Source organism: Agromyces indicus (assembly GCF_031432295.1).
Lineage (GTDB): Bacteria > Actinomycetota > Actinomycetes > Actinomycetales > Microbacteriaceae > Agromyces > Agromyces indicus.
Genome location: NZ_JAVKGS010000002.1, coordinates 384424 through 408943, shown reverse-complemented (window position 1 = coordinate 408943; position 24520 = coordinate 384424). Strand labels below are relative to the sequence as shown.

General features: G+C 72.5%; 27 protein-coding genes. 7 read left to right on the top strand and 20 right to left on the bottom strand.

The window, feature by feature from the left end; genetic code table 11:
- Window positions 1-110 precede the first annotated feature (110 nt).
- Both RH861_RS08195 and RH861_RS08190 read left to right on the top strand, forming a co-directional pair.
- On the top strand, window positions 111-1721 hold the full coding sequence (locus RH861_RS08195; RefSeq protein ID WP_310520594.1) for a DivIVA domain-containing protein: 1611 nt from the start codon (window positions 111-113) through the stop codon (window positions 1719-1721).
- A 25-nt stretch (window positions 1722-1746) separates the two neighbouring features.
- Window positions 1747-2811, top strand: coding sequence for an AI-2E family transporter (locus RH861_RS08190; RefSeq protein WP_067950487.1), 1065 nt, complete (start codon window positions 1747-1749; stop codon window positions 2809-2811).
- A gap of 30 nt (window positions 2812-2841) precedes the next feature.
- Here the strand turns inward: RH861_RS08190 and RH861_RS08185 are convergent, their stop codons facing one another.
- The 9 genes from RH861_RS08185 to rpsB all read right to left on the bottom strand — a co-directional run bounded on the left by RH861_RS08185 (window position 2842) and on the right by rpsB (window position 9547).
- On the bottom strand, window positions 2842-3579 hold the full coding sequence (locus RH861_RS08185; protein WP_067950576.1) for an alpha/beta hydrolase: 738 nt from the start codon (window positions 3577-3579) through the stop codon (window positions 2842-2844).
- Window positions 3580-3590: 11 nt separating this feature from the next.
- Complete coding sequence (locus tag RH861_RS08180; RefSeq protein ID WP_067950489.1) at window positions 3591-3899, bottom strand: Rv1322 family protein; 309 nt, start codon at window positions 3897-3899, stop codon at window positions 3591-3593.
- A gap of 37 nt (window positions 3900-3936) precedes the next feature.
- Window positions 3937-4674, bottom strand: a complete 738-nt coding sequence (locus RH861_RS08175) for an aggregation-promoting factor C-terminal-like domain-containing protein (protein ID WP_310520593.1) — start codon at window positions 4672-4674, stop codon at window positions 3937-3939.
- Between the two features lie 50 nt (window positions 4675-4724).
- Window positions 4725-5279: a DivIVA domain-containing protein gene (locus RH861_RS08170; RefSeq protein WP_067950491.1), complete on the bottom strand. Its 555-nt coding sequence runs from the start codon at window positions 5277-5279 to the stop codon at window positions 4725-4727.
- Between the two features lie 20 nt (window positions 5280-5299).
- A complete protein-coding gene (locus RH861_RS08165) occupies window positions 5300-6283 on the bottom strand; it encodes a phosphatidate cytidylyltransferase (RefSeq protein ID WP_310520592.1) in 984 nt (327 codons plus the stop codon).
- 7 nt (window positions 6284-6290) lie between these two features.
- Entirely contained in the window at window positions 6291-6845 is a 555-nt protein-coding gene (gene frr / locus RH861_RS08160) for a ribosome recycling factor (protein ID WP_067950493.1), read from the bottom strand.
- Between the two features lie 30 nt (window positions 6846-6875).
- Window positions 6876-7607 (bottom strand): UMP kinase, encoded by a 732-nt coding sequence (pyrH, locus tag RH861_RS08155; RefSeq protein ID WP_067950495.1) that lies wholly within the window; start codon window positions 7605-7607, stop codon window positions 6876-6878.
- Window positions 7608-7765: 158 nt separating this feature from the next.
- On the bottom strand, window positions 7766-8596 hold the full coding sequence (gene tsf, locus RH861_RS08150; RefSeq protein ID WP_248599485.1) for a translation elongation factor Ts: 831 nt from the start codon (window positions 8594-8596) through the stop codon (window positions 7766-7768).
- A gap of 27 nt (window positions 8597-8623) precedes the next feature.
- Window positions 8624-9547 carry a 30S ribosomal protein S2 gene (gene rpsB / locus RH861_RS08145; protein WP_067950499.1) on the bottom strand — a complete coding sequence of 308 codons (924 nt, stop codon included), beginning with the start codon at window positions 9545-9547 and terminating at the stop codon, window positions 8624-8626.
- 271 nt (window positions 9548-9818) lie between these two features.
- On the opposite strand from rpsB, the gene RH861_RS08140 reads away from it, so the two are divergent.
- On the top strand, window positions 9819-10376 hold the full coding sequence (locus RH861_RS08140) for a murein hydrolase activator EnvC family protein (RefSeq protein WP_310520591.1): 558 nt from the start codon (window positions 9819-9821) through the stop codon (window positions 10374-10376).
- Here RH861_RS08140 and RH861_RS08135 read toward each other — a convergent pair whose 3' ends face one another.
- From RH861_RS08135 to RH861_RS08090, 10 genes are all read right to left on the bottom strand, one after another.
- The gene (locus RH861_RS08135; RefSeq protein WP_310520590.1) at window positions 10377-11342 is read right to left on the bottom strand and encodes a tyrosine recombinase XerC; all 966 of its coding nucleotides are present in this window, start codon (window positions 11340-11342) and stop codon (window positions 10377-10379) included. It abuts the gene before it with no gap.
- Entirely contained in the window at window positions 11335-12255 is a 921-nt protein-coding gene (locus RH861_RS08130; protein WP_310520589.1) for a phosphodiesterase, read from the bottom strand. The genes RH861_RS08135 and RH861_RS08130 overlap by 8 nt, the downstream gene beginning before the upstream one ends.
- A gap of 49 nt (window positions 12256-12304) precedes the next feature.
- Window positions 12305-13543 (bottom strand): DNA-processing protein DprA, encoded by a 1239-nt coding sequence (dprA, locus tag RH861_RS08125; RefSeq protein WP_310520588.1) that lies wholly within the window; start codon window positions 13541-13543, stop codon window positions 12305-12307.
- Window positions 13540-15111, bottom strand: coding sequence for a YifB family Mg chelatase-like AAA ATPase (locus tag RH861_RS08120; protein ID WP_310520587.1), 1572 nt, complete (start codon window positions 15109-15111; stop codon window positions 13540-13542). Before RH861_RS08120 ends, dprA begins: the two co-directional genes overlap by 4 nt.
- Entirely contained in the window at window positions 15111-15467 is a 357-nt protein-coding gene (locus tag RH861_RS08115) for a YraN family protein (RefSeq protein ID WP_067950511.1), read from the bottom strand. The genes RH861_RS08120 and RH861_RS08115 overlap by 1 nt, the downstream gene beginning before the upstream one ends.
- Window positions 15468-15582: 115 nt before the next feature.
- Window positions 15583-15906 (bottom strand): DUF2469 family protein, encoded by a 324-nt coding sequence (locus tag RH861_RS08110; protein WP_067950513.1) that lies wholly within the window; start codon window positions 15904-15906, stop codon window positions 15583-15585.
- 6 nt (window positions 15907-15912) lie between these two features.
- Window positions 15913-16599 carry a ribonuclease HII gene (gene rnhB / locus RH861_RS08105; protein ID WP_310520586.1) on the bottom strand — a complete coding sequence of 229 codons (687 nt, stop codon included), beginning with the start codon at window positions 16597-16599 and terminating at the stop codon, window positions 15913-15915.
- A 1-nt stretch (window position 16600) separates the two neighbouring features.
- Complete coding sequence (gene lepB, locus RH861_RS08100) at window positions 16601-17347, bottom strand: signal peptidase I (RefSeq protein WP_310520585.1); 747 nt, start codon at window positions 17345-17347, stop codon at window positions 16601-16603.
- A 77-nt stretch (window positions 17348-17424) separates the two neighbouring features.
- Complete coding sequence (gene rplS / locus RH861_RS08095; protein WP_067950517.1) at window positions 17425-17772, bottom strand: 50S ribosomal protein L19; 348 nt, start codon at window positions 17770-17772, stop codon at window positions 17425-17427.
- A gap of 209 nt (window positions 17773-17981) precedes the next feature.
- Window positions 17982-18506 carry a hypothetical protein gene (locus RH861_RS08090; protein WP_310520584.1) on the bottom strand — a complete coding sequence of 175 codons (525 nt, stop codon included), beginning with the start codon at window positions 18504-18506 and terminating at the stop codon, window positions 17982-17984.
- A gap of 74 nt (window positions 18507-18580) precedes the next feature.
- Here RH861_RS08090 and map point away from each other — a divergent pair, with 74 nt between their 5' ends.
- Window positions 18581-19348, top strand: a complete 768-nt coding sequence (map, locus tag RH861_RS08085; RefSeq protein WP_310520583.1) for a type I methionyl aminopeptidase — start codon at window positions 18581-18583, stop codon at window positions 19346-19348.
- Window positions 19349-19369: 21 nt separating this feature from the next.
- Here the strand turns inward: map and nirD are convergent, their stop codons facing one another.
- The gene (gene nirD, locus RH861_RS08080) at window positions 19370-19720 is read right to left on the bottom strand and encodes a nitrite reductase small subunit NirD (RefSeq protein WP_310520582.1); all 351 of its coding nucleotides are present in this window, start codon (window positions 19718-19720) and stop codon (window positions 19370-19372) included.
- 205 nt (window positions 19721-19925) lie between these two features.
- On the opposite strand from nirD, the gene nirB reads away from it, so the two are divergent.
- The 3 genes from nirB to RH861_RS08065 are packed head-to-tail and all read left to right on the top strand — an operon-like array spanning window position 19926 to window position 24435.
- On the top strand, window positions 19926-22535 hold the full coding sequence (gene nirB, locus RH861_RS08075) for a nitrite reductase large subunit NirB (protein ID WP_310520581.1): 2610 nt from the start codon (window positions 19926-19928) through the stop codon (window positions 22533-22535).
- The gene (gene cobA / locus RH861_RS08070) at window positions 22532-23308 is read left to right on the top strand and encodes a uroporphyrinogen-III C-methyltransferase (RefSeq protein ID WP_310520580.1); all 777 of its coding nucleotides are present in this window, start codon (window positions 22532-22534) and stop codon (window positions 23306-23308) included. Before nirB ends, cobA begins: the two co-directional genes overlap by 4 nt.
- On the top strand, window positions 23305-24435 hold the full coding sequence (locus RH861_RS08065) for a uroporphyrinogen-III synthase (protein ID WP_310520579.1): 1131 nt from the start codon (window positions 23305-23307) through the stop codon (window positions 24433-24435). The genes cobA and RH861_RS08065 overlap by 4 nt, the downstream gene beginning before the upstream one ends.
- Window positions 24436-24520 lie beyond the last annotated feature (85 nt).

The window sequence follows — 24520 nt, the reverse complement described above, 5'->3', positions numbered from 1 at the left end:
GCCGCGAGGCGAAACCCCCGCGCCACGGCGCACCCGCGCGCCGTATGATCGGAGGCGACCCGCGCCCCCACAATCCCCCACTACGCGGGACACGGACCCCGGAGGAAGAATTGGCCGTCGAAGAGACCGAGTTCACGCAGGTATTCCGCGGATACGACAAGGATGAGGTCGACCGCAGCATCAATGCGCTCCGGCGCGAGATCATCGCGGCGAACAACGCGTCGGCCGACGTCCAGAAGGAGAACAAGCGCCTCAACGCGCGGATCGAGGAGCTGACCGCCGAGCTCGAGGAGGTCGGCAGCCCCACCTTCTCCGGGCTCGGAACCAAGCTCGAGAACACCCTCCGGGTCGCTGAGGAGCAGTCGACGCGCCTCATTGCGCAGGCCGACATCGACGCCGAGAAGCTGCGCCGCGCCGCGGAGGACGAGGCGCACCTCATGCGCTCCGACGCGCACGAGCTCGCCGAGCGCACCCTCTCGGAGGCGCGCGCCCAGGCCAACCGCCTGCTCGAGAACGCCCGCGCCGAGGCCGACGACATGGTCGCCCGCGCGCAGGAGGCGAGCGAGCAGTTCCGCGACGACGCCAACCGCGACGCCGCCGCGATCCGCGGCGCTGCGAGCACCGAGGCCGCCGAGGCGCGCGCGATCGCCAAGCGCGAGGCCGCGGCGCTCGTCGCCGAGGCGGAGCGCAAGGCCGCCGAGATGCTCGTCGCCGCCAACACCGAGGCGAACGAGGCGCGCGCCGCGGCCGCCGGCCTCCAGGAGGAGACCGAACAGACCCGCGCCGAGGTCGCCGTCGAGCTCGACCAGAAGCGGGCCGAGCTCGCCAAGGAGACCGAGCAGGCGCGCATCGACCTCGCCCGCGAGACCGAGCAGGCGCGGATCGACCTCGAGCGCGAGTCCGCCGAGGCGCGCGCCGCCGTCGAGGCCGAGGTCGAGGAGCGCCGCGCGACGCTCGAGCACGAGCTCGAGCAGGCCCGCACCGACCTGGCGCGCGAGCTCGAGGCGGAGCGAGCCAAGCTCGCGCAGGAGCGCGAGCAGACCAAGGTCGACCTCGAGCGCGAGTCCGAGACGGCGCAGCTCAAGCTGCAGCACGAGCTCGACCGCATCCGCGCCAAGCACGCCGCCGAGCTCGAGCAGATGCGCGCCGACCTCGCCCTCGAGCAGGAGCAGGCCCGCGCCGACTTCGAGGCGGAGGCCGAGCAGGCGCGCATCGACCTCGACAACCAGCTCACCTCCCTGCGCAAGAAGACCACGCACGAGGTCAACCGGATGCGCCGCGAGATCGAGCGCGCCCGCATGGACCTCGACTCGGAGCTCGCGACCAAGCGCGACGAGGCCGAGCAGGAGCTGCTCACCGCGCAGCAGGAGGCGTCCGAGCAGACCAAGAAGTTCCTCGACGACGCCAACACCGAGCTCGCCGAGGCGGTCGCCCGGACGAACGAGGCGCGGGCGGAGGCCGACCGGCTCGAGACCGAGGGCCGTGCCGAGATCGCCGCAGCCCGCGAGAAGGCCGACGAGGAGGCGCGCGAGCGCGTGGCCGCCGCGCACGCCCAGGCCCGCAAGCTCATCTCCGACGCCGAGGAGCGGACGCGCGCCCTCGTCTCCGACGCGGAGGACCGACTGGCCCAGATCAAGATCGAGCGCGACGCCGTCGCCGGCTACTTCGAGAGCCTCCGCGGCGTGCTGACGCAGGCCGAGCAGGTCGCGAACAAGAAGTAGCGCGGACGACGGACGGGGCGCGTCGGTGAGGATCCAGAACGCGTTCAGGCTGGCCCTCGTCGGCACCCTGGGTGTCGGCGCGGGCCTGCTGATCCTGTCGGCGGTCGCGAGCCTGTCGACGATCCTCACGTACGTGGGCGTCGCCCTCTTCCTCGCCCTCGGCCTCGAGCCCGCCATCAGCGGGCTCGAGCGCCGAGGGCTTCCGCGTTGGGCCGCGATCCTGCTCGTCGTCCTCGGCGTGGCCGCGCTCGTGGCGGCGCTGCTGCTGACGGTGATCCCGATCATCGTCGAGCAGGTCGGCGAGCTCATCGCGCTGATCCCCGTGATCATCGCGCAACTGAACCGCGTCGACTGGATCGAGTGGCTGCAGGAGCAGTTCCCGCTCCTCAAGATCGACGAGATCAGCGAGCAGGCCGCCGCCGCGCTCACCGACTTCTTCACCAACCCCGACAAGCTCAGCGAACTGCTGGGTGGCGTTTGGCAGGTGGCGCTCGCGATCGGCAGCGGCGTGTTCGCGGTGATCGTCGTCGCCGTGCTCACGGTGTACTTCACCGCGTCGCTCGATGCGATGAAGCGCGCCACCTACCAGTTGGTCCCGGCCAGCCGACGCGCGCGCTTCGCCGACCTCACCGAGCAGATCACCCAGTCGGTCGGCCGCTACGTCATCGGACAGGTCTCGCTCGCCGCGGTCAACGGCGTGCTGAGCTTCGCCTTCCTCTCCATCATCCAGGCGCCCTTCCCGGCGGTCCTCGCCTTCGTCGCCTTCCTGTTCTCGCTGGTGCCGCTCGTCGGCACGCTCACGGGCTCGATCATCATCGTGCTGGCCTGCCTGATCCCGGGCGTCGGATCGCCGCTCACGGCGCTCGTCGCGGCGATCTACTACCTCGTCTACATGCAGATCGAGGCGTACGTGCTCGCGCCGCGCATCATGAGCCGTGCGGTCCGCGTGCCGGGCGCCCTCGTGGTGGTCGCCGCTCTGGCGGGCGGGGCGCTGCTCGGCATCCTCGGCGCCCTCGTCGCGATCCCGACCGCGGCGGCCATCCTGCTCATCATCAAGCAGGTGGTGATCCCCCGCCAGAACGAGCGCTGACCGCGACGAGGGCGCGGCACGGCGCGCCGGTCAGCTCCGCGCGTCGGTGACGGATGCCGCGGGCCACTCGGTGGGCAGCGGCAGCGCTGCGGGGTTCACCGCGCGGACGATCTCCTCGAGGACGCGACGCGTCTGCGATTCCCCGACCCACAGGTGCTTGCCGCCGGCGACGTCGATCCGCGTGAGGTGCGGGAGCTCGGCGAAGCGCTCGGCAGCCTCGGCGGGCTTCAGGTAGTCGTCGTGCTCCGGGATCAGCGCCACCAGCGGCACCCCCGAGTCCTTCCACCGCCCGAGCTCGGCGTCGCTCGTGCGATGCAGCGGCGGCGACAGCAGGATGGCGCCGGCGATGCCGTGCTCGAGCCCGTACTTCAGCGCGAGCTCGGTGCCGAACGACCACCCGACGAGCCACGGTCGGGGCAGTCCACGCTCCTGGACGAACCGCATCGCCGCAGCGACGTCGTCGCGTTCGGTGACGCCTTCGCCGAACTCTCCCTCGCTCGTCCCCCGCGGCGACGAGGTTCCGCGGGTGTTGAACCGCAGCACCGCCAGGTCCGCGAGGGCGGGCAGCCGAGCTGCCGCCTTGCGCAGCACGTGCGAGTCCATGAAGCCGCCGGCGGTCGGGAGCGGGTGGAGGGTGACGAGCGTCGCGACCGGCTGCCGGTCGAGCGGCGTGGCCAGCTCCCCCACCAGCCGGAGCCCGTCGGGCGTGCGCAGCTCGATCTCCTCGCGGCGCGCCGGGAGTTCGACTCCGGCGCGGATCTCGGTCATGGACTGGTCGTTCACTTCGGTCCGATCCTCCAGCAGTGGGTGTGCCAGTGCCGCCTCGAGGCGAGGTCGGCGGCGTCGCCCAGGACGCCGTCGGCGCGCCAGGCGACCAGGTGGGCGGTGCCCGGTTCGACGTCGAGGCCGCAGCCGGGGCAGACGTACGCCTTGACGGCCTGCGCCTCCGTCACGGGCTGCACGTTCCATTCACGGCCCGAACGCACCTCCGTGCGCCGCCAGCCGGCCGTGAGCCGCTCGACGTCGAGTTCGGGGTGCGGCTCGCGCGCTCGCGCGGCACGGCCGCGGGAACGGTTCGATCGGGCCATCGTCCAAGTCTATGGTCGCCCCGGCGGTGCGCCCGGGTCAGTACCAGCCGACGCTCTGCGAGTGGGCCCATGCGCCGCAGGGCGTGCCGTACCGGCCGCTGATGTAGCCGAGGCCCCACTCGATCTGCGTCGCGGCGTTGGTCGCCCAGTCGGCACCGGCGGTGGCCATCTTCGAACCCGGCAGCGCCTGCGGGATGCCGTATGCGCCGCTCGACGGGTTCATGGCGTTCACGCGCCAGCCGGACTCCTTGTTCCAGAGCGCGACGAGGCAGTCGAACTCGCCGCCGCCCCAGCCGCGAGCGGCCACGGCGCCCGCCGCGTACGCCTGGGCCGATCCGGGGTCGGGCACGACGGCCGGCGGCGCCCAGCCCGCTGAGGAGGGGTCGGGCTCGGGCTCCGGTTCGACGTACTTCTCGACGAGGTAGCCCTCCGAGGCGACGGCGACCGCGTAGTCGCCGTCGACGTCGATCTCCTGCGCCTGCTGGCCGCCGAACCGGTCGACGGGCTCGTAGGACGCCGAGGCGGTGGCGCCGGAGTACGGGTCGACGACGTTGACCATGAGGAACCCGACCGAGGCGAGGAACGCGAACACCACCGTCGCGGCCTGCTTGACCGGGCTCGTCACGCGTGATCGCGACCCGTGGGTCGCGATGCGGGAGGGTGCGGCATCGGCCGTGACGGACCGGCGCGGAACGCTCGGGGCGGTGCTGGTGGATCGATGCTCGACGTTGACGTCGATCGGCGTCTCGCCGTGCTCACCCGAATGCCTGCCCACGATTCGATGAGTGTAACGGAGCCGGGGCTGCTCGGCGAAACGATCGCGCGTCACCGGACGGCGAGCATCACGTCGACCACCGCGTCGAGCACGAGGTCGACCTGCGACTCCCGATATCCGCCGCGCTGCGCGGAGAAGACGACTCCGCGGACGTCGTCGATCGCGATGGGCCAGCCGTCCCTGAAGTAGCGCGTCAGGCGGTCGGCGAACCGGTCGACCTCGCGGACGTTGTACCCGAGCGCCAGACGGCTGACGCGGTCGAATCGCTGCCCCTCGGGGCGGGCGAGGCGGTTGGCGACGACCTGGGCGGTGGTGCGTGCTTCACTCAGCCATGCCTCGTCACCGTGCAGGCGCGACGCGATCTGGCGCTCCTGGAACGCGAAGGCGTCCTCGAGACGCTCCATTGCGGCGTCGACGTGCGCAGTCGAGTACCCGCCCTTCTGCATCCCGAACGCGGTGAGCCGGATCCGCTCGGAGTCGAGCGGGGCGTCGTCGGGCAACGGCCGGCCGTCGTAGGCGCGTCGGGCGCGCTGCAGGAACTCCTCGACCTCGGACGTCTTGTAGCCGAGCTGGTTCTTGCGTGCGCGCGGGAACGTGGCATCCACCGCACCAGTATCGCGCACGCTCAACCGAACACCCGGAACGCCACGAACGCCACGGCGGCCGACGGGAGGATCGAGTCGAGCCGGTCGAGGAAGCCGCCGTGCCCGGGCAGCCACGAGCTCATGTCCTTGATGCCGAGGTCGCGCTTGATGAGGGACTCGGCCAGGTCGCCGAGGGTCGCGGTGAGGAAGATCGCCGCGCCGAAGATCAGCCCGAACCACCAGGTGTTCCCGAGCATGAAGATCGAGAGGATGACGCCGGCCACGACGCTCGCGAGGGCGCCGCCGGCGAAGCCCTCCCAGGTCTTCTTCGGGCTGATGACGGGCGCCATCGGGTGCCGGCCGAACATGAGCCCGGACGCGTACGCCCCCGTGTCGGCCGCCACGGCGATGATGATGAACGCCAGGGTCCACCACTGGCCGCCCTCGGCGGCCGTCAGCACGACCGTGAACGTCGCGAGGAACACCACGTACGCCTGGACGAGGAGCACGGCCCCGAGATCGCGGACGAGGCCGTTCGAGGCGGTGCGCACGGCGGGCGAGGCCTGCTCGGCGATGCGCCAGAGGACGACGAGCAGCATGCCGCCGAGCACGGCGGCGAGCTGGCCCGCACCTCCGCCGTAGTAGGCCACCGGGACGGCGACGATCGCGACCGCGACGGTCGGCACGCGCGGCACCCGGTAGCCGCCGTTGCGCAGTGCGGAGGCGAGCTCGGAACTGGAGAACGCGGCAACGACGACCGCGAAGACCATGAAGAGCTCCTTGATCACCAGCAGGCTGAGCAGCAGCGTGCCGCCGAACGCCACGCCGATGCCGACCGCGAGGAACAGGTTGCGTCCGGTGCGCGCGTTGATGCGCTCCTGCGCCTGGTCGAACTGTGCACGCGACGCCTCGAGCTGCCGCTCGAGCTCGACGCGCCGCTGGTGCATCTGCGCGCGGAACTCCGCCCGCGACGAGTGCTCGTGGTCGCCGGCGTCCGAACGCTCCCCCTCAGGGACGCCTGTCATGGTGACCTCAGACCTCGAGAAGCTCGGCTTCCTTGCGCTTCAGTGCCTCGTCGATCTGGTCGACGTGCGACTTGGTGATGTGCTCGAGTTCCTTCTCGGCGCGGTTCACCTCGTCGTCGCCGACCTCGCCCTTGAGCGAGTCCAGGTCGTCCTTGGTCTTGCGTCGGATGTTGCGCACCGACACGCGCGCATCCTCCGCCTTCGACCGGACGATCTTGACGAACTCCTTGCGACGCTCCTCGGTGAGCTCGGGCAGCGTGACCCGGATGATGTTGCCGTCGTTGCTCGGATTCGCTCCGAGGTTCGGCGTATCACGGATCGCCTGCTCGATGTCCTTCAGCGCGCTCTTGTCGTAGGGCGTCACGACGAGCGTGCGCGCCTCGGGGTTGTTGAGCGACGCCAGCTGCGACAGCGGGGTCGGCGTGCCGTAGTAGCTCACCATGATCTTCTGGAAGAGCTGCGGGTTGGCGCGCCCGGTCCGGACGGACGCGAAATCGTCCTTCGCGACCTCGACGGCCTTCTGCATGCGTGCACTTGCTTCGGACAGAACATCCGCGATCACGGGAACTCCTTCTCTCGGGCTCGGGTCAGTCTATCGAGCGACGGACGGCTCGCCGTTGCTCACGACGGTGCCGATCTCCTCGCCGAGGATGGCCTTGGTGACGTTGCCGGCGGGCTGCATCCCGAAGACCACCATCGGCATGCCGTTGTCCATGCAGAGGCTGAACGCCGTCGAGTCGACCACCTTCAGCCCGCGCTGCAGCGCCTCCTGGTAGCTGATCCGATCGATCTTGTGCGCGTCGGGGTTCGTGCGCGGGTCGTCGGAGTAGACGCCGTCGACGCCGTTCTTCGCGACGAGCACCACGTCGGCATCGATCTCGAGCGCACGCTGGGCGGCGACGGTGTCGGTCGAGAAGTAGGGCAGGCCGGCGCCGGCGCCGAAGATGACCACGCGCCCCTTCTCCATGTGGCGCTCGGCGCGCCGGGGGATGTACGGCTCGGCGACCTGGGTCATGGAGATCGCGGACTGCACGCGCGTCTCCGCCCCGGCCTGCTCGAGGAAGTCCTGGAGGGCGAGCGAGTTCATGACGGTGCCGAGCATGCCCATGTAGTCGGCCCGGCCCCGGTCCATGCCGCGCTCGGAGAGCTCGGCGCCCCGGAAGAAGTTGCCGCCGCCGACGACGATCGCGACCTCGACGGTGCGTGCGGCATCCGCGATCTCGCGTGCCATCGCGCTCACCACGTCGGGATTCACCCCGAGCGAGCCGGCGCCGAACGCCTCACCCGACAGCTTGAGCATGACCCTGCGCTTGCGTTGCGTCATCCGCGACCGATCCTTCCCCTTGGGAGTCAAAACTAGTGGTTCGCCCGGTCCCGGCGCAGTGCCGGTCCGAGCCGTGTCCCGGATGCCGCCGCGCGGCGACGCCGTACACAGGAAAGGAGCCCGGATCGCCGAGGCGATCCGGGCTCCCAGGTCACGACCTACGCGCCGACCTTGAAGCGGGCGAAGTCGGAGACGGTGATGCCGGCGTCCGAGAGGACCTTGCCCACGGACAGCTTGTTGTCCTTGGCGTAGTCCTGCTCGAGCAGGGCGACCTGCTTGAAGTAGGCGCCGAGGCGACCCTCGACGATCTTCGGCAGGGCGGCCTCGGGCTTGCCCTCCTCGCGGGTGATCTGCTCGACGATCGTGCGCTCCTTGTCGACGGCCTCGGCCGGGACGTCCTCACGGGTGAGGTACTCGGGAGCGGCGAACGAGATGTGCTGGGCGACCGAGCGGGCGGTCTCGGCGTCGGAGCCGGCGTAGCCGAGCACCACGCCGACCTGCGGGGGCAGGTCCTTCGACGTCTTGTGCAGGTAGATCGAGAAGTTCTCGCCCTTGACGAGGCGGACACGACGCAGCTCGACCTTCTCGCCGAGGATCGCGGCCTCCTCGCTGATCACGTCGGCGACGGTCTTGCCGTCGGCCGGCGCGGCGAGGGCGGCCTCGACGGTCTCGGCGCGTGCCGCGGCGACGGCCGCGAGGACGCGGTCGGCGAGCGCGACGAACTTGTCGCCCTTGGCGACGAAGTCGGTCTCGCAGGCGAGCTCGATGAGGGTGGCGGTGCCGTCGCCGTTGTCGACGGCGGCGACGAGGCCCTCGGCGGTCGAGCGGTCGGCACGCTTCGCGTTGCCCTTCGCGCCCTTCAGGCGGAGGATCTCGACGGCCTTCTCGATGTCACCGTCGGCCTCCACGAGCGCGTTCTTCGTGTCGACCATGCCGGTGCCGAGGCGCTCGCGCAGGTTCTTGACGTCTTCGAGGGTGAAGTTGGCCATATCAGGCAGTCTCCTGGACTCGTGGTCTTACTTGGACTCGGCGTCGGCCGGTGCGGCCTCGGCCTCGGGCGCGGCCTCGGCCGACTCGCCCTCGGTCGCCTCGGCGACGACCTCGGCGGCCTCCGCCTCGGCGGCCGCCTCGGTGCCGGCGACCTGCTCGGTCTCGGCCGACGACTGCGCGGGGGTCTCGGCGGCGCCGGCCTGGAGGAGCTCCTGCTCCCACTCGGCGAGCGGCTCGGCCTCCTGGCCCTCCTCGGGCTTCTGGTGGCGCTGGATCAGGCCCTCGGCGGCGGCGTCGGCGATGATGCGCGTGAGCAGGCTCACCGAGCGGATCGCGTCGTCGTTGCCCGGGATCGGGTACTGGACCTCGTCGGGGTCGCAGTTCGTGTCGAGGATGCCGATGACGGGGATGCCGAGCTTCTTGGCCTCGTCGATCGCGAGGTGCTCCTTCTTGGTGTCCACGACCCAGAGCGCGGACGGCGTCTTCGAGAGGTTGCGGATGCCGCCGAGCGACTTGTGGAGCTTGTCGAGCTCGCGCTTCTTGAGCAGGAGCTCCTTCTTGGTGAAGCCCGAGGTGGTGCCCTCGAAGTCGAGCTCCTCGAGCTCCTTCATGCGCGCGAGGCGCTTGGAGACCGTGGTGAAGTTCGTGAGGAGGCCGCCGAGCCAGCGCTGGTTCACGTAGGGCTGGCCGACGCGGGTCGCCTGCTCGGCGATGGACTCCTGCGCCTGCTTCTTGGTGCCGACGAAGAGGATGGTGCCGCCGTGCGCGACCGTCTCCTTGACGAAGTCGTACGCCTTGTCGATGTAGGCGAGCGACTGCTGCAGGTCGATGATGTAGATGCCGGAACGCTCGGTGAAGATGAAGCGCTTCATCTTCGGGTTCCAACGGCGGGTCTGGTGCCCGAAGTGCACGCCGCTGTCGAGCAGCTGGCGAATGGTGACGACGGCCATGGCCGTACTCCTTCTGTTCTCAGTTGTCGCCCCGGCCGGCGGCCGGAAGCCCTGGTGCCCGGCACGGCTCCGCCGGCTCTTGCGAGCGGGACTGAATGGAGTCGGTGGCCGAATGGGCACGCGTAGTCGCCCCGACGCGCGGGACGCTCCGGACATGCTATCACGCGAGCGGGATCCGACCGGTCCTCCACAGCCGCCTGCGGGTGCCCGATCGACGGGCCCCGCGACGTCGTCGAGGCGAACGGATGCCGCGTGCGACACGCTCGACGTCATGCCCCCGCTTCCCCGCGCGCTCGCCCTCCTCCTCGTGTCGTCGCTCCTCGTCGTCGCGCCCGGTGCGGCGACCGGGTCGGCCGCGGTGCGGTCGTCTGCGGGCGACCCGTCCTCGTCCCCGCCATCGTCGCCCGCGCCTGGAACGGCGCCCTGGGAGTGGCCGCTCGAGCCTCCGGTCCGCATGATCGCCCCGTTCCTCGCGCCGCCGACCCCGTACGCGGCCGGCCATCGCGGCATCGACCTGGCCGCCGTTCCCGGCACGGGGGTGCGCGCCGCAGCCGACGGCGTCGTGGCGTTCGCCGGCCCCGTGGCCGGGCGCGGCGTGCTCTCGATCGACCACGGCGGCGGCGTCGTGAGTGCGATCGAGCCCGTCGAGGCGTCGGTCGCGGTCGGCGATCGGGTCGCCGCCGGCCAGGCCGTCGGCGTCACGACGACGGGCGGGCACTGCGACGCGGTCTGCGTGCACTTCGGCGTCCGCGTGCACGGCGAGTACGTGTCCCCGCTGTGGTTCCTCGGCGGGCTGCCCCGCGCGGTGCTCCTCCCGCTGTCGGGGTGATCAGGCCCGCGGGTGGGCCGTGGCGTAGGTCTGCTTGAGCCGCTCGGCCGACACGTGCGTGTAGATCTGCGTGGTCCCCAGGCTCGCGTGACCGAGGTACTCCTGCACCGCTCGGAGGTCGGCGCCGCCGTCGAGCAGGTGCGTCGCCGCGCTGTGGCGGAACGCGTGGGGTCCCGAGGGCCCGGAGCCGGGAAGGTCGGCGAGGAGCCCCGCGACCAGTCGGTGCACGGCCCGAACGCCGAGCCGCCCGCCGCGCACCCCGAGGAACACGGGGTGCCCCATCGGCCGGGTGCCGGCCCGGACGCCGGCCGACCCGGTGCCGACGCGATCCTCCATGGAGACGAGCAGCGCCGGGCGGGCGCGGTCCAGGTACCGGTCGAGCGCGGCGGCGGCCGGCGCTCCGTACGGCACCACGCGCTCCTTCGAGCCCTTCCCGACGACGCGCACGGTGCGGTTGCCCCGGTCGACGTCGTCGACATCGAGCCCGACCAGTTCGGAGACGCGGAGCCCGCAGGCGTAGAGCAGCTCGACGATCGCGAGGTCGCGCAACGCCACCGGGTCGCCGTCGACGGCGGCCGACTGGAGTCCCTCGATGATCGCCGTCACCGCGGGCGCGGCGACCACCCGCGGGAGGGTGCGCTTGGCGCGCGGTGCGCGGAGCCTCGCCGCGGGGTCGGCCGCCACGGCGCCCGTGCGTTCGAGCCAGGCGCCGAGCCCTCGAGCGGATGCCGCCCGCCGGGCGATCGTCGATCGAGCCAGACCGCGCTCGGTGGCGGCCCACAGCCAGTCACGCAACAGGTCGAGGTCGACGCGGCCCACGTCGTCGATGCCGCGCTCCTTGGCGAACCGGCCGAGGTCGGCGAGGTCGGAGGCGTAGGCCTCGATCGTGTGGTCGGAGTAGCCGCGCTCGTGCCGGACGTGGGCGAGGTAGTCGTCCACGGCCGCGTCGAACCGGAGTTCAGCCATCGGATGCGCTTCCGCGCTTCCGCGAGAAGCGCTCGAGCCGGCCGTCGTCGTCGAGCGCCTCGAGTTCGCGGACGAACTGCTCGCCGAAGCTCGTGATCTCCGCGAACGAACCGACCGGCACGACCGAGGTCACCGCTCCGTCGTCGAAGAGGTGCACGAGCGAGAACGAGTGCCCGCCGTCGATGCCGACGAGCTCGAGCGGCGGCGCCGAGAGGTCCATGGTGTAGGCGAGGGCCCCGGCGACGGAGACGGGGATCCCGGCGAACGTGCCCTGCGTCGGATAGTGCAGGTGACCCCCGAGGATCAGTCGGACGTCGGTGCCGCGCACCACGTCGGCGAGCGCGTCCTGGCCGCGGAGCTCGAGCACGTCCATGAGGGCCAGCGGCGTGGCGATCGGGGCGTGGTGCATCGCGAGCACGGTGCCGTTCGGTGCGGGCTCGCGGAGTCGATCGGCGAGCCAGTCGAGCGTCTCGGATTCGAGTACGCCGTGGTGATAGCCCGGCACGCTCGTGTCGAGGGCGATGACGCGGAGACCGTCGAGGTCGACCACCCGGTTCACCGGCCCGTCGCCGGCATGCGGCTCGCGCAGGAGGATCTCGGAGAACGGCGCGCGTTCGTCGTGGTTGCCCATGACCCAGACGAGCCGGGCGCCCGTGGCCTCGGCGAGCGGTTCGAGGACGTCCCGGATCCGGTGGTAGGCGTCGGGCTCGCCGAGGTCGCTGACGTCGCCCGTGACGAGGATCGCGTCGAGCTCGCCGGCGAGCCGACCGAGCTGCCGTGCCGCCCGATCGAGATGCGCCACGGTGTCGGCCCGACCGCCGAGCGGAGCGCCGCCGGCGAGGAAATGCGTGTCGCTCAGGTGGGCGATCACGTGTCGCGCCGCCGGATACCTGCCGAATCGGGGATGGTCCATCGCTGCCTCCGACGCCAGCCTAGGACCACCCCCGGCGGTCGGCACCGCGTCACGCCGCGCGGAGGCGAACCCAGCCGTCGTCGACGCGTCGGGCCAGCCCGGTCGCGTCGAGCGCCCCCAACGCCCCGAGCACCGCTCCCGTGCCGAGGCCGCTGCGCGTGGCGAGCTCGGTGACGGTGCGCGCCCGACGCACGCCGAGGGCGTCCAGCACGCGCCGCTCGTCGGAGGTGAGCAGCTCGATCGCGCGCGGCGCGGTGGAACCCGCCTCGGGTCCGGCGGCGTCGGGCGAGCCGAACGCGCCCACGAGTTCGGCCATCTGCGCGGCATCCGTCACGCACACCGCGTCGAACTCGCGCAGCAGACGGTGGCACCCGGCCGACGCCGGGCTGGTCACCGGTCCCGGCATGGCTCCGAGGGGACGCCCGAGCGCGGCGGCGTGGCCCGCCGTGTTCAGCGATCCCGAACGCATGCCCGCCTCGAGCACGACGGTGGCCTGCGCCGTCGCGGCGATGAGCCGATTGCGCTGGAGGAACCGCCAGCGCGTGGGAGCCGCGCCGCACGGCATCTCGGACACGACGGCGCCGGTCTCGGCGATGCGAGCGAGGAGCGCCTCATGGCCGACGGGATAGAAGCGGTCGACGCCGCCGGCGAGGAACGCGACCGTGGTGCCGCCGCTCGCGAGCGCCGAGCGGTGCGCGGTGCCGTCGATCCCGTACGCGCCTCCGGAGACGATGCAGAACCCGCGGTCCACGAGCCCCGCGGCCGCCTCGACGGCGACGTGCTCGCCGTACCCCGTCGCCGCGCGGGCTCCTACGAGCGCGATGGACGGCCGCCGGGTGAGCGATGCCACGTCTCCACGCAGCCACAGCGTCAGGGGGGCGTGCACGCCGAGGTCGTCGACGCCGGCCGGCCACTCCGGATCGGCGGGCAGCACGAGGCGCGCGCCGACGCGCGCGGCCTGCGCGAGTCCGCGTGCGAACGCGGCGTGGTCGCGTCGCGGCCGCCAGCGCTGGAGGCCCGCCGTGACCTCGTGGACGGACACCGCGGCGCCGTGCTCCCCCGCCTCACCCGTCACCTCGGCCGCGGGCCGGTCGTCGAGCAGGAGCTCGGCCGTCCGGATCGCTCCGAGCGCGGCGACCAGGCGCCCGAGCACGCCGTCGCCCGGCTCGGATACGAAGCCCAGGGTGGCGGCGGCGGCGCACGCACGCGGATCGACGTCGGACCCGGCCGGCCGCACGGCGGCGAGCTCGGCCGCCGAGGCGTCCACCGTCCGCTCGAGCGCGCTCATGCGGCGAGCCCCGATCGGAGGCCGAGGGCCCGGCCGACGTGCTGCGCGTCGGGTCGCGCGGCGCCTTCGAGGTCCGCGACGGTCCACGCGACCTTGAGCACGCGGTCGTACCCGCGCATGGTCACCCCGCCGCGTTCGAGCGCGAAGTCGAGTGCCCGGGTGGCGACGCCACCGGGATGCATCCGGCCCTCGCCGCGCAGCCACGGCCCGGGCACCTGGGCGTTGGTGCGCCACGGCGTCCCGGCGTAGCGACGCGCGGCGGCCTCCTGCGCGCGCAGCACCCGTTCGCGCGCCTGGGCCGTGGTCGTCACCGACCTGCCCAGGTCGTCGCCCGGACCCATCCGGAGCATCGCAGGCGTCAGCCGGTTGACCTCCAGCCGCAGGTCGACCCGATCGAGCAGCGGACCCGAGATGCGCGCGAAGTACCGGCGCTTGGTGGCCGGCGGACACGCGCAGGCGTCGGCGACGCGCTCACCGCCGCCGCACGGGCAGGGGTTGGCGGCCAGCACGAGCTGGAACCGAGCGGGGAACGTCGCGACGGCGTTCGCCCGGTGGATCGTGATCTCGCCCGATTCGAGCGGTTGCCGCAGGGCGTCGAGCACGGACGAGGGGAACTCCGGCGCCTCGTCGAGGAAGAGCACCCCGTGGGACGCGCGTGCGGCAGCGCCGGGTCGGATGCCTCGGCTGCCGCCACCGACCATCGCCGCGGCGCTCGCGGTGTGGTGCGGCGCCTCGAACGGCGGCCGCACGGACAGCGTGCCGCCGATGCGCTCGCCGGCGAGCGAGCGCAGCGACGCCACCTCGAGGGCGGCATCCGGCGTCAGGTCGGGCAGGATGCCCGGCAGCCGGGAGGCGAGCATCGTCTTGCCGGCGCCCGGCGGTCCGGCCATCAGCAGGTGGTGGCCGCCCGCCGCGGCGATGAGCAGCGCCTCGACCGCCTCCGGGTTGCCGACGACGTCGGCGAGGTCGCCCCCGGCGGGACCCGCCGCGGACACGTCGGCGGTGTCGCCACTGTGCCGCACGGGTTCGTCGGCGTCGCAGGCCGACAGGTCGAACTCCCCGCCGTGGCGCACCGCGGCTTCGAGCAGGGACGAGACCGCCACGATCTCGACGCCGGGCACGAGTCGCGCCTCGTCGGCGTTCGCCAGCGGCACCATGACCCGATCGTGCCCGGCGCGGGCCGCGGCGAGGACCGCCGGGAGGACGCCGTGCGTGGGCCGCAGGCGACCGTCGAGGCCGAGCTCGCCGAGGTGCACGAACCGCTCGACCGATTCGCGCGAGATGGTCCCGGCGGCGGCGAGGCACGCGAGGGCGATGGCCAGGTCGAAACCCGAACCGTGCTTCGGCAGCGACGCCGGCGAGAGGTTCACCGTGAGGCGACGCGGCGGCAGCGGGCAGCCGGCGTTGCTCGCGGCCGAGCGGACGCGTTCGCGCGCCTCTCCGAGCGCGGCATCCGGCAGCCCGATGATGACGAGCGCGGGCAGGTGGCTGGACAGGTCGGCCTCGACCTCGACGACCGAGCCGGTGAGTCCGACGAGCGCGATGGCGTGCGTGCGTGCGACGGGCATCAGGCGATCCGCTCGAGATGCTCGACGACGGCGGGCGCGGCGGCCGGGGCGAACACCGCCACGGCATCGATCCGGATCCGCCCGGTGGGCGTCGAACTCGCCTCGCACCACGCGAGGGCGAGGCGTCGGAGTCGCGCGAGCTTGCGCGCGGTGATCGCCTCGAAGGGGTGACCGTAGCCGGCACCGGCTCGGGTCTTCACCTCGACGAACACCGTCTCGTCGCCGTCGCGCAGCACCAGGTCGAGCTCGCCGTGGCTGCACCGCCAGTTGCGGTCGATGACGCGCATGCCGCGCGCCTCGAGATGGTCGGCGGCGACCTGCTCGCCGTGCCGACCGAGTTCCGTGTTGTGGGCCATGCGCCCAGCGTCGCGGTCCGCGAGGACCCCCGAGCGCCGATCGCCGCCCGGCGCGGAGGATCCGCCGGATCAGGGCCCTGTGGAGGACCGCTCGCGGCGAGGGACCGGCTCCGGGCTACTCCTCGAGCGCGAGGTCCTTCGGCAGCTCGAACTCGCGCGTGGCCAGTTCCTCGACGTTCACGTCCTTGAAGGTCAGCACGCGCACCGACTTCACGAACCGGTCGGCCCGGTAGACGTCCCACACCCAGACGTCCTTCATCGACAGCTCGAAGTAGAAGTCGTGCTCGGTGTCTCGGCGCACCAGCTCGACCTCGTTCGCGAGGTAGAAGCGACGCTCGGTCTCGACCACGTACTTGAACTGCGAGACGATGTCGCGGTATTCGCGGTAGAGCGCGAGCTCCACTTCACGGTCGTAGTCTTCGAACTCGTCCTCATCCATCGCTGATCATCCTACTTCGAGGTCGAACAGCGACGGCGCCGCTTCTGCCGGCCGCTCGTGCAGCCACGTGCGCCGGTGGAGGCCGCTCGGCCCGTGCTCGGCGATCGCGGCGAAGTGCGCCGGGCTCGAATAGCCCTTGTTCTCGTGCCAGTGGTAGAGCGGGGTGTCGTCGTGGGCGCGGCGCATCCCCGTGTCGCGGTGCACCTTGGCGATGACGGATGCCGCCGACACCGACGCGCAGTCGCGGTCGGCCTTGGTCCGGGTGATGACCCGGGCGCGGTGCTCGATGGACTGGCTGAGCCAGTCGTAGTTGCCGTCGAGCAGCAGCGGCGCACCCGCCACGAGCGCGCGGTCGATGCCCAGCGCGGCGAACGCCCGCGCTCCGGCGAGGCCGAGGCACGCCATGATGCCGAGCCGGTCGATCTCCTCGGCGCTGGCCTCGCCGACCGCCGAGGCGAGCACCCACGAGGCGGCCCGGGGTGCGAGCAGCTGCCGCTTCGGTTCGGGCAGGAGCTTCGAGTCGCGCAGGCCCGCCGGCATCCGCTTCACCGAGGCGTCGATGACGACCATGCCGACCGCGACGGGCCCGGCCAGGGCGCCCCGCCCCACCTCGTCGCACGCGAGGACCACGGGGGCTCCCCCGGCCAGCAGCTCGCGCTCGATCCGCAACGACGGCACGCCCGCGGGGCTCACCTCACTCGGCTCCCTCGTCGACGCCGGCGAACACCTCGGGGTAGTTGTCGAGGAAGGTCCAGTGCGAGATCGGCCAGCTGACGACCACGGCCCGGCCGACGACGTTGTCGGTCGGGACGAAGCCCTTCAGCGGGGTCTCGGTGTTGTAGCGGGAGTCCTTGGAGTTGTAGCGGTTGTCGCCCATGACCCAGAGCGAGTCCTCGGGCACGACGACCTCGAAGTCGTCGCGGGAGACCTTCGTCTCGCCGGGGGGCAGCGCGACGTACGGCTCGTCGAGCGGGACGCCGTTGACGGTCATCTGGCCGAGCGCGTTGCAGCACACCACGGTGTCGCCGGGCAGGCCGATGACGCGCTTCACGAGGTGGTCGTTCGAGTCGGGGGCCGACAGCCCCACGAACGCGAGGAACCAGTCGACGGCCGCGACCACCGGGGGCTGCTCCTCCTCGACGCGGGCGGGCAGCCATCCGCCCGGGTCCTTGAACACGACGACGTCGCCGCGTTCGATCGCCGCGAGCTCCGGCACGAGCTGGTTGACGATGATCCGGTCGTCCTGCACGAGGGTCTGCTCCATCGACTGCGACGGGATGAAGAAGGACCGGATGAGGAACGTCTTGATGAGGAACGAGACCAGGACCGCGACCACGAAGATCACGAGCAGGTCGCGCAGGAACAGCAGGACGCTCCGACGGCGCGACGGCGTCTCGGAGGTGGCGCGTTCGTCGCGCGTGGTGCGTGTGTCTTCAGTCATGAAATGGCTCGAGCTCCCCGACCCAGTCTAGGGGCGGGGAGCTCGAGCGGATGACGCGTGCGCCGGCGGAACGCCGATCAGTTGTCGCGCTTCTCCTTGATCTTGGCCTTCTTGCCGCGCAGCTCGCGCAGGTAGTACAGCTTCGCGCGACGGACGTCACCGCGGGTGACGACCTCGATGCGGTCGATCACCGGCGAGTGGACCGGGAACTTGCGCTCGACGCCGACCTGGAAGCTGATCTTGCGGACGGTGAAGGTCTCGCGGACGCCCTCGCCCTGGCGGCCGATGACGACGCCCTGGAAGACCTGGATGCGCGAGCGGTTGCCTTCGACGATGTTGACGTGGACCTTGACGGTGTCGCCGGGGCGGAAGTCGGGGATGTCCGAGCGGAGGCTCGCGGCGTCGACGTGGTCGAGGATGTGCATGATGGTTCGCTCTCTGCGCCCGCCACCGGTCGAACGCGGATCATGGATGGAAGTGTCTGGTGCCGCCTCGCGCGAACATGGTCGCGCCGTGCGTGCTCCCCGGAGGCAGAGTCCTGCGGCGGCACAATCGTCCATTCTGCCAGATCAGCGGGCCCACGGCCAAAATCCGGCGACGGATGCCGCGCGCGAGCGCGTCGACGGACGACCGCTCAGTCGCGGCGTTCCTCCCACGAGCGCTCCTCGCGGACCACGATGACCTCGCCGCCGTCTTCGGCACGCGGCGTCCGGGTCTGTCCGGGGATGCCCGCGCCGGGCGCGCGACCCGAGGACGCGAGGCGCTCGTACTCCTCCATCGTGGCGCGCACCCGTCGCGCCCCGTCGCTGAGCAGCCGCCAGACGGCGTACCAGAAGGCCGCGATGGCGCCGACCATGGCGAGGATCGCGAACGTGATGCCCGTGGGTCCGTAGACGCCCGCGGCGATGATGAGCAGGTGCCAGACGCCGAGGACCGCGACATCCGCCCAGTCGACCGCCTTGGCCCGGCGCACGTCGGGCCGCGCGGCGATGACGAGGGCGACGACCCCGAGCGACACGAACGCGATCGGCGCGGCGAACATCAGGCCGATGACGCCCCAGCCGCTCGATCCGAAGATCGCGTAGCCGATGAGCAGCCAGACCGGGAGCACGATCGCAGCGATGAACTGCCACCGGTAGAAGGCGCGACGGATCAGCATGCCGCCAGCGTACCCGCGCCCGCCCGACCGGTCGCCGGGTGTTCACTCAGGGCGGACCCGACAGAATGGGTGTCGTGATCGAACTGAGGACCCCTGCGGAGATCGAGCAGATGCGGCCGGCCGGCCGATTCGTCGCGAGCGTGCTGGAGGCGACGTCGAAGGCCGCGGCGCCCGGCGTGAACCTGCTCGAGCTCGACGCGCTCGCGCACGAGATAATCCGCGCGGCGGGCGCGACGAGCTGCTACATCGACTACCACCCCTCGTTCGGCGCGAGCCCGTTCGGCAAGGTGATCTGCACCTCCGTGAACGACGCCGTCCTCCACGGCCTCCCCCACGACTACGCGCTGCAGGACGGCGACCTGCTGACCCTCGACTTCGCGGCATCCGTCGACGGCTGGGTCGCCGACTCGGCGATCTCGTTCGTCGTCGGCACGCCGCGAGAGGAGGACCTGCGGCTCATCGACACCACGCGTCGGGCCCTCGACGCCGGCATCGCCGCCGCGCGACCGGGCAACCGCATCGGCGACATCTCGCGGGCGATCGCCGACGTCGCGAAGGCCGAGGGCTACTCGATCAACACCGACTTCGGCGGCCACGGCGTGGGGCGCACCATGCACGGCGACCCGCACATCCCGAACAACGGCCGCCCCGGTCGAGGCCTCCCGCTGAAGCCGGGCCTGGTGGTCGCCATCGAGCCGTGGTTCCTGCAGACCACCGATCGCATCTTCACCGACCCCGACGGGTGGACCCTGCGCAGCGCCGACGGCTCGCGCGGCGCACACTCCGAACACACCATCGCGGTGACCGACGGCGACCCGATCGTCCTCACGCAGCGCGGCTGACGGCCCGCCCGACTCCCCGCGTCATCCGTCGAGCTCGACCTCCAGCATGCCGCCGACGACGCGCGTGCGGTACGTGCGCAGCGACAGCGCGGGATCGGTGAAGCACTCGCCCGTACCGAGGTCGTAGACCTGCTTGTGCAGCGGCGAGGCGATGGTGGGCCGGTCGCCGCGCGATCCGACGATGCCGCGCGCCATGACGGGCGCGCTCGTGTGCGGGTCGTGGTGGTCCACCGCGTACACCTCCTGTTCGGCGACCCGGATGAGGGCGACCTGGCGCGCGCCGATCAGCGCGACCTCGCCCCAGCCGGGCTCCAGGTCGGACACCGCGCAGGCGCGTACCCATGCGGTCATCAGCTCGATGGTCGACGTCATCTCCGGCTCCCTCGGTCTCGGTGCTCCTCACGCTAGGCACGGCGTGTTTCCCGCGGCGCGCCCGCCGTGTTTCCGACGGGTGAAACCGGCCTCACGTCGCCCGATCCGCGGTGCGAGGTCCCCGAGCGGTTGCGTTACGACCGCGAAACAGGACGGAAACGGCCCGGCCGTACGCTCGCCGACAACCTGAGACCGGGAGGCCAGCATGAACGAGACCGCGAACGCCGCGGCGGGCGCGCGCCACGTCGTCATCGTCGGCGGCGGCCCGGCCGCGCATCGCCTCGCCGACAGCCTCCACGCCCGCGACACCGACCGTCGCCTGCGGGTCACGGTGGTCGGCGAGGAGCCGTGGGCGCCCTACGACCGCGTGGCGCTCAGCACCCGCCTGGCCGACGCGAGCACCGATCTCACGCTTCCGGACACGCCGTGGGACGACGGGCACGTCCGCCTGATCACCGGCGAGCGCGTCGTCGAGGTGAGCCGCGCGAACCGCGTGGCCGTCACCTCGAGCGGACTCGAGCTGCGGTGGGACGACCTGGTGCTCGCGACCGGGTCGAGCGCGCCCGTCCCCGACCTCCCCGGGAGCGAGCACGCCCGCGTCTACCGCACGATCGACGACGTCGACGCGCTGGTCGCCGAGACCCGCTCGCTCGCCGAGCGCCTCGGCCGGGCACCTCGCGTGGTCGTCGCCGGCGGCGGCCTGCTCGGGCTCGAGGCCGCCGGCGGCCTCGCGAAGCTGGGGGCGGATGCCGCGATCGTGCACTCCGGTCGGTGGCTCATGTCCGCCCAGCTCGACGAGGGCGCCGGACGCGCGCTCGGCCGCATCATCGCCGGCCAGGGGATCGACCTGCACCTCGGGGTCCGCCCCGCGAAGGTGCTCACGAGCAGCGGCGGCGTCGTGGGGGTGGAGCTCACCGACGACCGCCGCGTCGACGCCGACCTCGTCGTGTTCGCGATCGGGATCGCGCCGCGCGACGAACTGGCTCGGGCGATGGGGCTCGAGCTCGGCCCGCGGGGCGGGGTCGCGATCGACACGGCGTGCGCGGCATCCGTGCCGGACGTCTGGGCGATCGGCGAGGTCGCGAGCTTCGAGGGCCGCTGCACGGGCCTCGTCGCCCCTGCCAACGCGATGGCCGAGGTCGTCGCCGACCGGCTGCTCGGCGGCGCCGCCGAGTTCACGACCGTCGACGACGCGACCAAGCTGAAGCTCGCCGGCGTCGACGTCGCGAGCTTCGGCGACGCCCTCGCACGCACCGAGCACGCGCTCGAGATCGTCTACGCCGACCCGGCGCGCGGGCTCTACCAGAAGCTCGTCGTGACGGACGACGCCAGGACGCTGCTCGGCGGCGTGTTCGTGGGTGACGCGTCGCCGTACGCGTCGCTGCGACCGCTGCTCGGCACGGAGCTGTCCGGCGAGCCCGCCGCATACCTCTCGGCGTCGGGCACGGAGGCGCCCGCGGGCGACGAGCTCCCGGCATCCGCGCTCGTGTGCGCGTGCAACAACGTCGCCGCCGGCACCATCCGGGACGCCGTCAACGGCGCCCACGGCGCGCACGCGGAGGGATGCGCCGAACTCGGGGCGCTGAAGGCGTGCTCGCGCGCGGGCACCCAGTGCGGCTCCTGCGTGCCCCTCGTGAAGAAGCTGCTCGAGGCCGAGCTGGCCAAGTCCGGCCGCGCGATCTCGCGGGCGCTCTGCGAGCACTTCGCGATCTCGCGGCAGGAGCTCTTCGAGTCCGTCCGCGTGCTCGAGCTCGCCTCGTTCGAGGACATCGTCGCCCGGCTCGGCACGGGGCGCGGATGCGACGTCTGCAAGCCCGTCGTCGCGTCGATCCTCGCCGCCCAGCACGGCTCGTACATCCTCGACGGCGGCCGCGGCGGACTGCAGGACACCAACGACCGCGCCATGGCGAACATGCAGAAGGACGGCACGTACTCGGTCGTGCCGCGCATCCCGGCGGGCGAGATCACCCCGCAGAAGCTCGCGGTCATCGCGCAGGTCGCGACGGACTTCGGGCTCTACACGAAGATCACCGGCGGCCAGCGCATCGACCTCTTCGGCGCGCGGCTCGACCAGTTGCCGGAGATCTGGAAGCGGCTCGTCGATGCCGGCTTCGAGTCGGGCCAGGCCTACGGCAAGGCGCTGCGGAACGTGAAGAGCTGCGTCGGCTCGACCTGGTGCCGCTACGGCGTTCAGGACTCCGTCGCGATGGCGATCCGGCTCGAGCTGCGCTATCGCGGGCTCCGCTCCCCGCACAAGCTGAAGTTCGGCGTCTCCGGCTGCGCGCGCGAGTGCGCCGAGGCGCGCGGCAAGGACGTCGGCGTGATCGCGACCGAGCAGGGATGGAACCTCTACGTCGGGGGCAACGGCGGGTTCCAGCCGGCGCACGCCCAGCTGCTCGCGAGCGACCTCGACGACGAGACGCTGCTGCGCTACCTCGACCGGTACATCATGTATTACGTCCGCACAGCCGACCGGCTGCAGCGCACCGCACGCTGGATCGAGGACCTCGACGGCGGACTCGACCACGTGCGCGACGTGGTCGTGCACGACTCGCTCGGCCTCGCGGCCGACCTCGAGGCCGCGATGGCCCGGCACGTCGGCACGTACGAGGACGAGTGGGCGGCCACGCTCGCCGACCCCGACCGGCTGCGCCGCTTCCGCTCGTTCGTGAACGCCCCCGAGGCGGCCGCGCAGCCCCTCGCACGCGTCGAGGAACGCGGCCAGTACCGCCCGGCCACCCCCGAGGAGCTGGCGCGGGGCGAGGCGGTCCTCGTCTCGGGGCCGACGATCCCCACGCGCGGAGCGGGCGCGTGACCGGCCGGGTGACGCTCGTCGGGGGCGGCCCCGGTCGGGAGGAGCTGCTCACCGTCGCCGCGGTCCGCGCCCTCGGGGCGGCGGACGTCGTGCTCTACGACCGGCTCGCGCCGCACGGGCGCCTCGCCGAGCTCGCGCCCGACGCCGAGCTCGTCGACGTCGGCAAGCAGCCCGGGCACCACGCGATGCCGCAGGGCGAGATCGAGGCGCTGCTCGTCGCCCACGCCCTCGCCGGACGCCACGTCGTGCGACTCAAGGGCGGCGACCCCTACGTGTTCGGGCGCGGCGGCGAAGAGGTGCTCGCCTGCCATCGCGCCGGCGTGCCGGTCGAGGTCGTCCCCGGCGTCACGAGCGCGGTCGCGGTCCCCGGCGCCGCCGGCATCCCCCTGACGCATCGCGGCGTGAGCCGACTCTTCACGGTCGTCTCCGGGCACGCACCGCTCACCGACGACGAGCTCCGACACCTCGCGGGGCTCGGCGGCACCGTGGTCGTGCTCATGGGCGTGAACACCCTCCCCATGCTCGCGGCCGGACTGGCCCGGCACGGCATGCGCGCCTCCACACCGGTCGCGATCGTCGAGCGCGGCTTCCGATGCGACCAGCGCACGACGGTCGCCGACCTGGGCGGCATCGTCACGGCGGCCGGCCTCGCCGGGGTGGAGTCGCCGGCGGTCATCGTCGTCGGCGACGTCGTCCGACTCGCCCACGACGGCCACGCCGACGCCGTCCAGCTCATGGAGCGAGCGGCAGGGTTCGCGGGAGCCGCCGCATGACCGACCAGGCGGAGTGCGCCATCGGATTCCGGCCCGACCAGCTCGAGGGCTTCCGCATCGGCGTGACGAGCGACCGCCGGTCGGGCGACCTCATCGACGCGTTCGTGCGCCGCGGCGCCCAGGTCGTCCACGCCCCGACGATCCGAATGGCGAACGCGAGTTCCGACGAACCCGTCATCGCCGACACGCGCGCCATCATCGACGCCCGGCCCGACGTGCTGCTCGCGACGACCGCCTACGGGGTGCGCCGCTGGTTCGAGGTCGCGGATGCCGCGGGGCTCGGCGACGACCTGGTCGACGCGTTGCGCGACACCGCGATCCTCGTGCGCGGCCCGAAGGCGCGCGGCGGCATCCGCGCCGCGGGCCTCGACGACGTCGGCATGAGCGCCGAGGAGACCACCGAGTCGCTCATCGACGAGGTGCTCGCCAAGCACCCGGCCGGGCTCACGATCGCGGTGCAGCTCCACGGCTACCTCCCGCCGTCGGCGCTCGACCGGCTCCGTCGGGCGCACGCCCGCGTCCTCACGGTCGAGCCGTACCGCTGGCTCGACCCCGACGTGGCCGACGAGCGCGTCGACCGGCTCATCGAGGCCGCCTGCACCGGCGGCCTCGACGCCATCACGTTCACGAGCGCGCCCGCCGTCCACGCGCTGTTCATGGCGGCCGAGGCGCGCGGCCGGTACGACGACCTCGTCGATGCGATGTGCGGGCCCGTCGTCGCGGCCGCCGTCGGCCCGGTCACCGCGGCGCCGCTGCTCGCGGCCGGCATCGATCCGCTGCAACCGGAGCGGTACCGGATGGGCGCCATGATCCGGCAGGTGTGCGAGCACCTCGAGTCGGCGCGCGTCATCCGCGTCGAGACGCGGCACGGGCCGCTCGCGTTGCGCGGATCGGTCGCCGAGGTGGCCGGACGCCGCATCCCGCTCGCCCCCGTCGCGCTCTCGATCCTGCGCCCGCTCGTCGTGGCGCGCGGCTCGGTGGTCGCTCGCGACCGGCTCGCCGCGGGGATGCCGGGCGCGGGCGACGAGCACGCGCTCGAGGTCGCCCTGAGCCGCCTCCGGCAGTCGATCGGCGTCCCCGGACTGATCGCCACCGTGGTCAAGCGGGGATACCGGATCGATGCGTGACCACGACCTCACAGCGGCATCCGATCCGGGTGAGCAGGTGGAGACGCACTGTTCACGACCCGCGCGAACCCGGGAAACACGCCGC